This window comes from Actinophytocola sp. (assembly GCF_035634895.1).
In the GTDB taxonomy this organism is placed as follows: Bacteria; Actinomycetota; Actinomycetes; order Mycobacteriales; family Pseudonocardiaceae; genus Actinophytocola.
This window is the reverse complement of sequence record NZ_DASQCC010000189.1, coordinates 25,350-38,170: the sequence shown is the minus strand read 5'-3', so window position 1 is coordinate 38,170 and position 12,821 is coordinate 25,350. Positions and strand designations below refer to the sequence as shown.

The 12,821-nt window shown below is 68.0% G+C and carries 15 protein-coding genes; 10 read left to right on the top strand and 5 right to left on the bottom strand.

Annotated elements, in window-relative coordinates:
- The first annotated feature begins 15 nt into the window (after positions 1–15).
- Together VET29_RS27780 and VET29_RS27775 are read left to right on the top strand one after the other, a co-directional pair.
- A complete protein-coding gene (locus tag VET29_RS27780; protein WP_414636626.1) occupies positions 16–510 on the top strand; it encodes a GbsR/MarR family transcriptional regulator in 495 nt (164 codons plus the stop codon).
- 10 nt (positions 511–520) lie between these two features.
- Positions 521–2,170 (top strand): DUF885 domain-containing protein, encoded by a 1,650-nt coding sequence (locus VET29_RS27775; protein WP_324925714.1) that lies wholly within the window; start codon positions 521–523, stop codon positions 2,168–2,170.
- Positions 2,171–2,191: 21 nt separating this feature from the next.
- Here the strand turns inward: VET29_RS27775 and VET29_RS27770 are convergent, their stop codons facing one another.
- Positions 2,192–3,235 carry a hypothetical protein gene (locus VET29_RS27770; RefSeq protein WP_324925712.1) on the bottom strand — a complete coding sequence of 348 codons (1,044 nt, stop codon included), beginning with the start codon at positions 3,233–3,235 and terminating at the stop codon, positions 2,192–2,194.
- 221 nt (positions 3,236–3,456) lie between these two features.
- Between VET29_RS27770 and VET29_RS27765 the strand changes: the two genes are divergently transcribed.
- From VET29_RS27765 to VET29_RS27750, 4 genes are all read left to right on the top strand, one after another.
- Positions 3,457–4,662 (top strand): thioester domain-containing protein, encoded by a 1,206-nt coding sequence (locus VET29_RS27765; protein WP_324925710.1) that lies wholly within the window; start codon positions 3,457–3,459, stop codon positions 4,660–4,662.
- A gap of 108 nt (positions 4,663–4,770) precedes the next feature.
- On the top strand, positions 4,771–4,968 hold the full coding sequence (locus VET29_RS27760) for an antitoxin (RefSeq protein ID WP_324925708.1): 198 nt from the start codon (positions 4,771–4,773) through the stop codon (positions 4,966–4,968).
- Positions 4,969–4,970: 2 nt separating this feature from the next.
- Positions 4,971–5,555: a putative glycolipid-binding domain-containing protein gene (locus tag VET29_RS27755; protein ID WP_324925706.1), complete on the top strand. Its 585-nt coding sequence runs from the start codon at positions 4,971–4,973 to the stop codon at positions 5,553–5,555.
- 72 nt (positions 5,556–5,627) lie between these two features.
- Positions 5,628–5,813 carry a PspC domain-containing protein gene (locus VET29_RS27750; RefSeq protein ID WP_324925704.1) on the top strand — a complete coding sequence of 62 codons (186 nt, stop codon included), beginning with the start codon at positions 5,628–5,630 and terminating at the stop codon, positions 5,811–5,813.
- Positions 5,814–6,024: 211 nt separating this feature from the next.
- Here the strand turns inward: VET29_RS27750 and VET29_RS27745 are convergent, their stop codons facing one another.
- Both VET29_RS27745 and VET29_RS27740 read right to left on the bottom strand, forming a co-directional pair.
- Positions 6,025–6,459 (bottom strand): nucleoside deaminase, encoded by a 435-nt coding sequence (locus VET29_RS27745; protein ID WP_324925854.1) that lies wholly within the window; start codon positions 6,457–6,459, stop codon positions 6,025–6,027.
- 10 nt (positions 6,460–6,469) lie between these two features.
- Positions 6,470–6,967 (bottom strand): tRNA adenosine deaminase-associated protein, encoded by a 498-nt coding sequence (locus tag VET29_RS27740; RefSeq protein ID WP_324925702.1) that lies wholly within the window; start codon positions 6,965–6,967, stop codon positions 6,470–6,472.
- 120 nt (positions 6,968–7,087) lie between these two features.
- Between VET29_RS27740 and VET29_RS27735 the strand changes: the two genes are divergently transcribed.
- A complete protein-coding gene (locus tag VET29_RS27735; RefSeq protein ID WP_324925700.1) occupies positions 7,088–8,308 on the top strand; it encodes a M20 family metallopeptidase in 1,221 nt (406 codons plus the stop codon).
- 11 nt (positions 8,309–8,319) lie between these two features.
- Positions 8,320–9,273, top strand: a complete 954-nt coding sequence (locus VET29_RS27730) for a prephenate dehydrogenase (protein WP_324925698.1) — start codon at positions 8,320–8,322, stop codon at positions 9,271–9,273.
- A gap of 202 nt (positions 9,274–9,475) precedes the next feature.
- On the opposite strand, the gene VET29_RS27725 is transcribed toward VET29_RS27730, so the two are convergent.
- A complete protein-coding gene (locus tag VET29_RS27725; RefSeq protein ID WP_324925697.1) occupies positions 9,476–10,354 on the bottom strand; it encodes a hypothetical protein in 879 nt (292 codons plus the stop codon).
- 970 nt (positions 10,355–11,324) lie between these two features.
- Between VET29_RS27725 and VET29_RS27720 the strand changes: the two genes are divergently transcribed.
- Positions 11,325–11,525, top strand: coding sequence for a hypothetical protein (locus VET29_RS27720; RefSeq protein ID WP_324925695.1), 201 nt, complete (start codon positions 11,325–11,327; stop codon positions 11,523–11,525).
- Positions 11,526–11,598: 73 nt separating this feature from the next.
- Complete coding sequence (locus VET29_RS27715; RefSeq protein ID WP_324925851.1) at positions 11,599–11,943, top strand: PIN domain-containing protein; 345 nt, start codon at positions 11,599–11,601, stop codon at positions 11,941–11,943.
- A 104-nt stretch (positions 11,944–12,047) separates the two neighbouring features.
- On the opposite strand, the gene VET29_RS27710 is transcribed toward VET29_RS27715, so the two are convergent.
- Positions 12,048–12,341: a hypothetical protein gene (locus VET29_RS27710; RefSeq protein WP_324925693.1), complete on the bottom strand. Its 294-nt coding sequence runs from the start codon at positions 12,339–12,341 to the stop codon at positions 12,048–12,050.
- Positions 12,342–12,821 lie beyond the last annotated feature (480 nt).

Here is a 12,821-nt window from a genome sequence, read left to right as displayed (position 1 = left end):
CGCGCGGAGGAGAGGATGCGGAACGTGACGAGCAACCAAGGCGGCCGGCCCGGCGACGTGGAGCGGTTCGTGGAGCGGTTCGCACTGCTCCTGGCGGACGCGGGCCTGGCGAGGATGCCCGCGCGGGTGTTCTCCGCGTTGCTCGTGACCGAGGAGGGAAAGCTGACCGCGAGTGAGATAGCGGACACCCTCAAGGTGAGCCCGGCAGCGGTCTCGGGCGCGGTGCGGTACCTCATCCAGGTCGAGCTGATCGTCCGGCGCCGCGACCCCGGCGAGCGCCGCGACCACTACGAGGTCACCGACGACATGTGGTACGAGGCCTACGCCAACCGCGACAAGCAGATGGAGCAGTGGGCACAGGCCATGGCCGAGGGCGTGGCCGCGGTCGGCCCCGAGACGAAGGCCGGCTGGCGGCTGGACACGAGCCGGCGGTTCTTCGAGTTCCTCCGTGAGCAGATCCCCGACCTGCTGCGCAAGTGGCGTGAGTACCAGCAGAATTCGCCCAGGTAGCGTGGCGGGTGTGACGAACGTGCTGCCACTCGCCGACGAGCTTGTCCAGCTGTACTTCGAGTCCAACCCGCTGTACGCGACGATCCTGGGCATCCCGGGGTACGGCAGGACGCTGGCCGACCCGTCGCCGGCCGCCGAGGCTGAGCTGCGGACCCGCGTCCAGGACCTCGCGGCCCGAGCGACCGGTGTCGACCCGGCCGGCCTGACCACGGACGACGTGGTCACCCGGGCCATGATCATCCACCACGCCGGTGAGATGGCCGACTGGCTCGACTCCCGGCAGATCGAGTTCACGGTCAGCGACCTGTTCGTCGCGCCGGCCGCCGACCTGATCATGACGCTGCCGATGCTGGCGCTGCCCACGCCGGAGAGCCAGGACGACTACCTGGCCCGGCTGCGTGCGATACCCGCGTACCTGTCCGTGGTCGCCGACCGCCACCGAGCCGGCGTGGCCGCCGGCCGGGTGCCGGTCGCGAGCCTGGTCGAGAAGGCCGTCGCGCACCTCGACCGCTACCTCGCCGCGCCCAAGACGGATCCGCTGGCCCGCCAGGAGGTCCCGCCGGAGTTCGCCGCCCGCCGCGAGGAGGTGCTGGCGTCGGTGGTGCGCCCGGCGTTCGCCGCCTACCGCCAGGTCCTGGCCGACGAGCTGGTCCCGGCCGGGCGGCCGGACGACCGGGTCGGCGTGTGCTGGCTGCCGGACGGCGAGGACCTGTACCGCCGGCTCGCCCGCGTGCACACGACCACCGACCGCACGCCGGACGAGCTGCACCGGACGGGCCTGGACATCATCGCGGCGCTGACCGACGAGTACGCGACGCTCGGCGCCCGGGTGTTCGGCACCTCGGACCGGACCGAGATCTTCGCCCGCATGACCAGCGACCCGGCCATGCGCTGGCGCGACGAGGAGGAACTGCTCGCCACCGCCCGCGACGCCGTGGTCAGGGCCGAGGCCGCCGCACCCGGCTGGTTCGGCCTGCTCGCCTCGCAGCAGTGCAAGATCGAGCCGGTGCCCGCGACCGACGCACCCGGCGCCCCGCAGGCGTTCTACGTGTGGCCGTCGATGGACGGCACCCGGCCGGGCATCTACTTCGCGAACACGCACAAGGTCGAGGAGCGCGACAAGTTCGTCTCCGAGGTGACGGCGTTCCACGAGGCCGTGCCGGGCCACCACTTCCAGATCACGATCGCGCAGGAGCTGACCCACCTGCCGATGCTGCGCCGCGTGGTGAACCCGAACGCCTATGCCGAGGGCTGGGGCCTGTACACCGAGCGCCTCGCCGACGAGATGGGCCTGTACACGAGCGACGTGTACCGCCTCGGCATGTTGGCGATGGACTCGATGCGTGCCGGCCGGCTCGTCGTGGACACGGGCATGCACGCGAAGGGCTGGAGCCGCGAGCAGGCCATCGCCTACCTGCGCGAGAACACCCCGATGGCCGGCCTGGACATCCAGAACGAGGTCGACCGGTACATCGCCTACCCGGGGCAGGCGCTGTCGTACATGGTCGGCCGCCTGGAGATCCAGCGCATGCGGCGCGCGGCGGAGCAGGCTCGGGGTGACGAGTTCGACATCCGCGCGTTCCACGACCAGGTCCTCGGCAACGGCCCACTCCCGCTCGCCGTCCTGGACGACGTCGTCACCCGCTGGTCCCACAGCTGACCACCGGCTTCGGGCCGGCGGTCAGCCGGCCTTGACGGTGCCGAGGATGTCCTGCGTGACCGAGGTGTCCAGGGTCTTCGGGTCGGGCGGGCCGCCCTTCAGGTCGTTGACCACCACGAGCATGGCCACGCCCTTCGGCTGTCCCTTGGCCTGCACCGGCACGCCGACGATCCCGACCTCGGCCTCGGTGGCCTGGCAGTTGGGCTTGGTGGCGGTGACCGTGACCTTGGCGGTCAGCATCATGCCGGTCCTGTCGCCGATCTTGACCTCGGTCGGCTTCGGGACGTCCACCTTCACGCCGTCGCCGTAGCCGACGGTGGCGAACGCCTCGGCGAAGTCCTCCACCGTCGTGGCGAGGTCGAGGTCCTTGCCGTTCTTGCCCTGCACGTCGCCGCTGGCCGCGAACGTGCGGGTGTAGTTGCCGCCCTCGCAGTCGTAGATCCCGTAGGCGCCGACACCGGTGAACTTGATGCCCTTGCCGTCGATCGAGGCGTCCGACCGCTGCCAGTCCGGCGGGACCTGGTAGCTCAGCGTGGAGTCCGCGGTGTTGTCGATGGCGATCCAGTCACCGTGGTCCCCGCCGCCGCTGGTCGACGTGGTGGGCTTCTTCCCCGACGACGAGGGGTCCTTGCTCGGGGCCGGTGACGAGCTGCTCTTGTCGCCGTCCTGCGCGGCCGGCTGGCTGCCGCCCCGGTTGACGAGGACGATCGCCACGACCGCGCCGACGATGATCACGATCGCGACGAGGCTGAGGATCATCGGCAGCTTGGAGCGCTTGGGCGGCTGTGGCGGCGGGCCGTAGCCCTGCGTGGGAAAACCACCCGTCGGCGGGTACTGCGGCTGCTGGTGCGGAGGCTGCTGGTACTGCCCGTAGGCGCCCGCGTAGGGGTCGGTGCCGTGGGGGTACTGGTCCTGGAGGCCTGGGTAGGGATCCGAGCCGTAGTTGTACGGGTCCTGCTGGTTCGCGTACGGGTCGTTGTACCTGTTGGTCTGCGCCTCGGGACCGAACGACTGGTTCGGGTTCCAGCCGCCCTGGTCGCCACCACCCGACTGCCATCCGGTCACAGCCAGGACGATAGCCGGAACTCATCGCCGGCGGGCAATTTCCCGGCAGAACGGTCCATCACACAAGATCGCTATTGGGTGACACCCATGTGGTTTCGGTACCCCCAGTAATTGATGAATTACTGCGCTGAGTAAAGTGCCGCATCGCCTGATCGACTTCCCCACTCACTCAGATCGGTGAGAAGCCGGGACAGTTCGTCGTTCGGACGAAAAGGAGAGTCATGGCCAGACGGTTCAAGCTCGCCCGCGCCGGGGCGGCTGTCGCGGGTGCCTCAATCGCAGTGATGTTGTCGGCGGCCATCCCCGCCGGCGCCGAGCCGGTGAAGGGCAGCGTCGACCCGGACGGGTACACCAACGGACTGCACGTCAACGTCGGTGCCAACTACGACGACATGAGCACGAGCCTGATCAGCATCAAGCTCGAGGACGGCACCAGGCTCCAGATGTACTGCGTCCAGATCGACCAGCGCATCGACACGAAGCACGGCATGACCGAGGTGCCGTGGGACCGGTACCCGATCAAGGGCTCGCCGTTCCACACCAACCGCGCCAACATCAACTGGATCCTGCACAACGGGTTCCCGGTCGTCGGCACCGACGCGCTCGGCAAGAAGCTGACCGAGCAGGGCGTCAAGCTGACCAACGGCCTCAGCGACAAGGAAGCCATCGCGGCCACGCAGGCCGCCGTGTGGCACTACAGCGACGGCAGGAACCTGAACGAGGGCAACCCGCTGCCGAAGGGTCCGCAGGACGCCAAGGCCGACGTGGTCGCGCTCTACAAGTACCTGACCGGCAAGGACAATGTCGGCATCGGCGACCAGCCCACGCCGGCGCTCGCGATCTCCCCGACCGACGCCTCCGGTACCGCGGGCGAGCGGATCGGCCCGTTCACCGTCAGCACCACGGGGCAGATCGACAAGCTGACCACGAAGCTGCCCGAGGGCGTCAAGATCACTGACGCGAACGGCACCGAGCTGTCGGCCGGCGACATCAAGGACGGCACCCAGCTGTTCCTCGACGTCCCGAAGGACCTCGCGGAGGGCAACGGCACGTTCGAGCTGACCGCCACCGCGGGTGTCGACACGGGTCGCCTGTTCGTGAGCGAGAACTACGCGCAGAAGCCGACCCAGTCGCTGATCGTGGCGAAGGCGGAGAAGAGCGAGATCGTCGCGCAGGCCGGCGGCAAGTGGACCGAGGCGGCCCCGCCGACGACCACGACCACCACGACCACCACGACCACGTCGGAGACCGCGCCGACGACCCCGACGACCACCTCGTCGGCCGCTCCCGCCCCGCAGCCGAAGAACACCTCCGGCAACCTGGCGGAGACCGGCGCGTCGATCTTCGTCCCGGTCGTGATCGGCGTCGTGCTGCTGGCCGCGGGCGTCGGCTCGCTGCTGTTCCTGCGTCACCGCAGGCGCGTCTGATCAACCAGCCGTATCGTCGTCCATGAGCGGTGGCCTTCCCGATTCGCCGGGGAGGCCACCGCTCATGGCGTAGTAGGTTGACACGAGGTGCGTGAAGGGAGTGCTGGCGTGGGCATCGACTTCGATGGCTTGAAGAACAAGGCCGCGGAACTGGTCGAGAAGCACGGCGAGAGGATCGAGGAGAGCGTCGAGAAGGCTGGCGACCTCGCGAAGAAGCGGTTCGGCCATGACGAGCAGGTGGACAAGGTCGTGGACAAGATCCAGCACGCCATCCCGAACAAGCCGAGCGACCCGGGCGACAGGTGACGATGACGCCGCCCGGCTCGCGCAAACCGATCGTCGTGACCTGGCAGGGCACCGCCAGGACCAGCCTGGAACAGGTACGCCTGTTCGTACGTGATGGCCGGCTACGCGCGTCCGGGCGGATCGTGGTCGCCTCGGAGGCGCCGTACAGCGCCTCCTTCGACTTCTCCGCCGCCCGATCGGGTGATGTGGGCCGCGGCCTGCTGCGCACCACGGCCGCGGACACGGAACGGCAGGTCTCCGTCCGCCGCACGGAGGACGGCATCTGGCTGATCGACCGCGGCGATGGCGTGGAACGCAGCGAGTTCGACGGCGCCACCGACGTGGACGTGGCGGGCTCGGTGACGTTCACGGCGTTACCCATCCGCCGCCTGGGCTTACATCGCAAACCGGGCGAGGCGGAACTCTCGGTCCTCTACATCTCGACCCCGGACCTGACCGTCACACGCGTCCGCCAGACCTACCGGACGGTGGAGATCACCGACCAGGGCGCCGTCATCAACTACAAGGACGCCCACCGCGACGCGAACATCGTCGTCGACACGGATGGCCTGCCCGTGACCTACCCGGACGTGGCGGAGCGCCTTTAGGGGTCGCGTCTAAGGGGTAATCCCAGGGTTACCAACGATGCCGCATGTGCACGGACCCTGGATGGTGAAGGTATGACCACGTTGACCAGGCCCCAGAGCAAGAAGATGATCGCCGGCGTCTGCGCCGGCATAGCCGACCGCTACGGCTGGCGCACCAGCCGGGTACGACTGGTGTTCGTCCTCTCCTGCCTGCTACCGGGCCCCCAGTTCGTCGCCTACCTCATCCTGTGGTGGCTGATGCCCAAGAGCGCCTACTGATAGTCACCAAAATCTGTCCACAACCGCCCCGGTTATCCACAGTCAAGATCCACAACCCCCGCCCCGTCACCCCCTCCCGGTAGACTGGCAAGCGGGGTGCCCCCGGGATCGGGTGGGGGCTGCCTAGTCTCCACTTCGGGGCGATTTCGGCGAAATTTCGTTTCCGCAGGTCAGGGCATCGCGAGCGGCGGCGCTTGGGACGTGCGAAGTGCTAATCCGGTCGGTGCGTCGCGAAGAACGCGTTCAACAGCGCCGCGCACTCGGCCTCCAGCACGCCCCCGACCACCTCGGGCCGGTGCGTCAACCGCCTGTCCCGCACCACGTCCCACAACGACCCGACCGCACCCGTCCGCGGTTCCCACGCCCCGAACACCACGCGCGCCACGCGCGCCAACACCAACGCCCCCGCACACATCGTGCACGGCTCGACCGTCACGACCAGCGTGCATCCGCCCAGCCGCCACCCGTCCCCGAACCGCGCGGCGGCGGCCCGCAACGCCAGCACCTCAGCGTGCGCCGTCGGATCCCCCGACGCCTCCCGCGCGTTGCAGGCCGACGCCAACACCTCACCGGACGGCGCCACCACGAGCGCACCGACCGGCACGTCGGAACCGGCCTCGGCGGCCACGGCAAGAGCCGACCGCATCAGCTCGGCGTCACTGCGCAATGCTGTCCAGACTGTCCAGCAGCCGCGCGAACTCGTCCGCGAACCCGCACCGCCGGGCGATGATCTGCAACTGCTCGTCCGGGTACAGGTCCACCTCGCCCGCGATCACCTGCATCTCCGGTGCCGGCAGCCCGAGGTCGGCGAGGATGTCCAGCGTGCCCTCCGGCCACACCTCGTCGTCGTCCTCGGAGGGCGGGTCCACGCGCAGCAGGTCGAGCGCGTCCGCGGCGACGTCGTAGTCCAGTGCCGCGGCCGCGTCGGACACGAACAGCTGCACGCCACCCGGTCCCGGCCGCAGCACGAGAAAGAACTGGTCGTCGACGTCCAGGAGCCCGAAGACGGCGCCGGTGGACCTGATCTTGCGCAGCTCGGTGATCGCCGCGTCCAGCTCGCGCAGAGCGTCGCCCGCCATGGCGGTGCACCGCCACTTGCCTTCTTCGCGCACGACCGCGACCGCGAAGCCCCCTACCGGGTCCTGCTCTGACATGTGGACACGGTATTCCTCTCCTTCCCCCGCAGGAAGAAGCAGGTGCCGGAGTGTTGCGTACCGGCGCTACCCCCCGTGATAAACCCTCACGCAGGGTCGGATAGGTGCGATCATCGACGGATGACAACCGCATCGCTGGTCGACGACCCCCGGTTCACCGGCCTGCTCGACGCCGCTCGCGCGCTCCAGCCACGAACGGTGTCGCTGCGCCGGCAGCTGCACAAGCACCCCGAACTGGGCCTCGACCTCCCGAAGACGCAGGCGGCGGTGCGGCACGCTCTCGACGGCCTCGGCCTGCACGTCAGTATCGGTGAGTCGTGCACGTCGGTGATCGCGGTGCTCAACGGCGACCAGCCGGGCCCGACAGTCCTGCTGCGCGGCGACATGGACGCGTTGCCACTGAAGGAGGACTCCGGCCTCGCGTTCTCCTCGGAGGAGGACGGCCGGATGCACGCCTGCGGCCACGACACCCACACGGCAATGCTCGTCTCCGCGGCCCGTCTGCTCCAGACCCGGAAGGCGGCGCTCACCGGCAGGGTCATCTTCATGTTCCAACCCGGGGAGGAGGGCGACCACGGCGCGCGGTACATGCTGGACGAGGGCGTCCTCGGGGCCGCCGGCCGGCCGGCGGAGCAGGCGTTCGCCCTGCACATCACGTCGACCGCGCAGTCCGGCGTCGTGATGTGCCGCCCGGGCCCGATGATGGCGAGCGCCGACGCGTGGACCGTGACCATCACCGGAAAGGGCGGCCACGGCGCGATGCCCGACCGCGCGGTCGACCCGGTGCCGGCCGCGGCGGCGATCGTCGGCGCGCTGCAGACGATGATCACGCGGCGGTTCAGCGTGTTCGACCCCGCGGTGCTGACGGTCGGCCGGATCACCGCCGGCACGACGTCCAACATCATCCCGGAGACCGCGGAGCTGCAGGGGACTGTGCGGACGCTGTCCGACCGCAGCCGCGCGCTCGTCCAGTCGGAGATCCCGAAGGTGTGCGAGCACGTCGCGGCGGCATACGGGTGCACGAGCGCGTTCCGGATCGACACCGGCTACCCGCCCACGAACAACGACGCGTCGGTCGCGCCGCGGGTGCTCGACCTGGCGAGCGCGGTGCTGGGGCAGAAGAACAGCGCGCTGATGCCCGAGCCGCTGATGGCGGCCGAGGACTTCTCGTACGTGCTGCAGCAGGTGCCGGGCGCAATGGCGTTCCTTGGCGCGTGCCCGCCCGGCGTCACCCCGGAGGAGGCGGCGCCGAACCACTCGAATCGCGTGCACTTCGACGAGTCCGCGTTCGCACATGGCGTAGCCCTGTACGCCGCGTTCGCGTTGGACGCGCTGCGGTGAAAGATGTCCCCGTGCAGCGACCAGTGTGTGTGATCGGGCTCGGGCTGATCGGCGGTTCGGTGCTGCGTGCGGCGGCCCGTGCTGGCCGGGACGTGTTCGGCGCGGCGGACGTCCAGGTGGCCGACCCACGCGTCGAGCCGACGGTGGCCGCGGCGCTGGCCCGGGCCGCACGCGAGGACGCGCTGATCGTGGTGGCCGTGCCGTTGCCCGCCGTCGACGAGGTGCTGCGGCTGGTGGCGGAGCACGCGCCGTCGTGCCTGCTCACCGATGTCGTGAGCGTGAAGGAACCGGTGCTGGCGGCGGTCGAGCACCGGCTGCCCGGCGCCCGGTTCGCGGGCGGCCACCCCATGGCGGGCAGGTCCGTGTCCGGGTGGGAGGCAGGCGCGGCGGACCTGTTCGACGGCGCGGCATGGGTGGTCACGACGGAGGAGGACACGCCGGCGGACGCGTGGCGCGCGGCGGTCGAGCTGGCACTTGACTGCGGCGCGCAGGTGGTCCCGACCACGGCGCGGGAGCATGACGCGGCGGTGGCACGGATCTCGCACCTGCCGCACCTGCTGGCCGCGGTGCTGGCGGCAACTGGCGCGGAGGGCGGCTCACTGGCGCTGTCGCTTGCGGCGGGCTCGTTCGCCGACGGCACCCGGGTGATGGGGACCCGGCCCGAGCTGGTGCTGGCGATGTGCGAGGGCAACCGGGGGCCGTTGCTGGCGGCGGTGGACGAGGCACTGGGCAGACTGGGCGCGGCGCGGGGCTCGCTGGCGTCGACGGGCGGACTGGCGGCGACCGTCCGCGCTGGTCACGAGGCGAGGCTGGCGCTGGAGGACCTGCGTGGCGCCGACAGCGAGGAGATCCCGGTCGACCTGACCGATCCCGAGGCGTTCGAGACCCTGCGGGACCTGGGCACGGCCGGCGGTCGGGTGCTGAGGTTGGACGGCGACACGGCGATCGGTGCGCTACCCGCGTGACGGTCGGTCGTCGTGCCGCAACGGCCATTCGGCGCTGTCAAATGCCCAAAAGAGTGACCTAGCTTGCGACTTTTGATCTTTCTCAAATAACTTCTCCGGCAGTCGCCGCAATGAATGCGGCCCGATATAGGAGAAGTGGAATGGGTGGCAGCGAGGGCGACGACTGAGTCGCGCTTGGTCGGTGTAGTTCGTCTCGGGCGGACTACACCAATTCCAGCCGCATTCCCACCGAATGACGCGTCGGCAGCCGCGAGGCCCGGCAGACGACGACCCGGCGGCCCTCGGTGTCGGTGTAGAGGTCGATGCTGGTGTGTTCGTCCGGTTCGGTGAATCCAATGGGCTTATGGGCGACATCGAAGCCAAGGGGCAGGATGACCTGGTACTCGAACTGGCGAATCCGAAGAAGCTCGGTAGTACGCACGAAGAAGTCCTCCGGAACGCCATGCCGCATCATCGGCTGGCATTTGGCAGGCCAGATCCGCACCATTTCCAGCCGCACTTCCTCACCGCGACGAACCGGTGACCGGAAGTGCACGATCGACTTCAGCTTGGCATCCGACAACCAGGTGTTGGTGACATTCCACTGTGGACCGATGATCCCGTCGACCCCCACCCCCCGAGCGCGAATGGTGACGTTGCGCCGGTGTTCCTCGGGCTGGTCCCAGTCGCTGCCAAGGTGGAACCGCAGAAAGTGCACCTCGTCCCGCAACGCGACGGCCTTGATCATGGCGACCTCGCGCACGTCCCCATTGGCCTGCACGTACACCTTCTGATGCCACGTCTCGATGGAGACGAGCGGCACCATCTTGTTGTCGATGACGAAGTCGCAGTAGCGAGCCAGCAACTGCCGATGGGTGTCATGCCCAACCTGCAACCGATACCGATCGGCAAGCAGGATGCTCAACCCGGAAACCCCGAGCACGGCCACCCCGACAATTGCCGACACCTGAATGCCCGGATCATCGAACAGAACCCCAACAACCCCGACAACTGCCATCAGAACGACAGCCACCCGCAACACCACCGCCGGTTCTTTCCCCGAGATGTAGGAGTCCAGCCAGGCGATGAAGTTCCTGAACATGAATCCCCATTCCTCCAATCAGACGACATGCGACCGCCTGCCGGTTTCGCCGGCACGGCAGGCGGCCACTAACAGAATAAATGCTCCCCAACAAGCCCAAACAAGGTCCATTCAGGTACATTCCAAAAATTTCCCAACCCCACCCCAACAACGATCAAGCCCAACCCCACCCCCAACAACCCCACCACAAGAAGCACCCCGAAAGGAACCAAACCCCCCACCATCCAGCCGAAACCAACATCAACAAAACAAGATCCCCCACCCCCCAACAAGCCAACCCCCACGAAGATGCCCCACACAACAAGCCAACCACACGAAATGCCCCCACAGAGACGCCGAACCCAACCGCACGAAGGAACCCAGCGACGGGAAGTAGCCCAACGACAGGAAGGACCCTGATCACGGAAAGGACCCCGGCCGCAGGAAGGACCCCGACGACAGGAAGGACCCCGACGACAGGAAGGAACCCGGCCACAGGAAGGAACCCGACGACAGGATGGAGTCCGACCGCAGGAAGAAACCCGATCACAGAAAGGAACCTGGCGACGGAACGAACTGACCACCGGACGAACCTGGCCGTAGCAAGGAACCCGGCCACAGGAGGGGGGTCCGGGGGGCGAAGCCCCGTCGGGCGGGGTTTGGGGGTTGCACCCCCAAAGAAGTGGCGAGGCGACATGGTCCGCGCTCTCCGCGGACACACGTCGCCCATCGCCGAGCGGTAGCGGTGGGATTTGAACCCACGGAAGGCGTGAACCTTCACGCGCTTTCGAGGTCTGTGACCGGCCGTTCAGCGCGTGTCGTCAGAGGTGTTTTGGCTGGTCAGTCGCCTACTGGTGATCACCCGTACGACCTTGAACGCGGGTGAATGAGACTAGAACTGAGACTACGGCCAGCGGCCCGCAGGAGCCGTCCGACCAGGCAGGATGACGCCTACCCGCCGCCGTGCGACACTGGGGACGAGGAGGTGTTGATGACCACGAGCAGCGACCACGCGGACCACATGCCTGCCCGTCCGTCCGGCCGGGTGTCTCTCGACGAGCTGGCGCGCCGCAAGGGCATACGGCCGATCCAGTCGATGGATGACCTCGCATGCGACGTGTTCGACACCGACGAGGAGCTGGACGAGTTCCTCCGCGACACCTACGCCGCTCGCCGCGCCGACCTCGGGTAGCCCGTGAGCTTCGTCGTCCTGGACACCGACGTCACGTCCAACGCGTTCAAGCGCCGCGACCCTACCACCCGCCATCGTTGAGGCCATCCTTCACAACCAGCTGTGCATCACGTTCGTCACGCTGGCGGAGCTGACCAAGTGGTCCGTCAATCGCCAGTGGGGCCTTGCCTACCGTCGCCGCCTGGACGCCTGGCTGAGCAACGTTCTGGTCCTGCCGTACAACGACGAGATCCAGGACATCGCTCGCACCTGGGGTGCCATTGCCGCGCACGCTCGTCGGCGTGGCCGACCCCGCCCGCAGAATGACATGTGGGTAGGCGCGTGCTGCCTGTACTACGACCTGCCCTTGGCCACCCTGAATGTCAAGGACTTCAAAGATTTCGCTGACCATGAAGGTCTCAAGCTAGTTGGAACTTAACGACCTCTGTGCGGTTGTCAGGTCATTCCGGCTGTCGATAGCCGATCCTGAACTTGAAGATCGATGATCGAGCAACGCTCGAGTCAGAGACTACCCAGTCGCGGCTACAGGAACCGTACCGTCGGTACCGGTGCGCTGGCGATCCGAACAGCGCAGTCCGAGTACGGCAGGGTGATGACCGCGTGGTTCGCTAGGCCGATACGGATAAGGTCGCCGAAGACGGATCCGTGTCGGTTGAACAGTCCGGCTACTGGTTGCCGAGTGGCCGGATCCCACGGCAGCACACCGGCCTCCTGATCCACGCCGAAAGCTACGGCAACCAGCATGCGATCGGCCAGCGGGAGCAGGGCCGGCGCGCTGATCGAGATGTCCAGCTCGCTGTGGGCCAGCCGGTTCACGGCGCCGAGACCCCCACAGTTCGAGACCCGACCGGCCGCTACCGCGAGCCCATGGGTGACCGTTCTCACCTGGCAGATGGACTATCCGCGGCCCGCATGGAACATGTCGCGCCAGTGTGTCAGTGTCAAGTCAGTGTTCTGGCATAAAGGCGGTCCCCTTGCGCCAACAAGGGGACCTGGATCCCGATGCTTCGTCCGGAGTTGGGCGGTGCTTCGGGAGTGATGGCGTCGGTGGCCATCGCCGACAAGGATGCCTGGATTCCCCGGTCTGAGCTAGGTGTTTCCCGTTTCCTCTTGCTCGCGGAAACGGGAAACATGTAGCGCTCGCCCAGTGGGTAGGCAGGTGCTCAAAGATCGGCGGGACGATCGCGCGGCGTCCGTCGCTCATGATCATCTGAGACGACGAGCGGGGCCGGCCCGCTGGCTGGTTTGTTGCCGATGAGGCCGACGCCCTTGGCGGGTATCCGACTTGGCTGGATG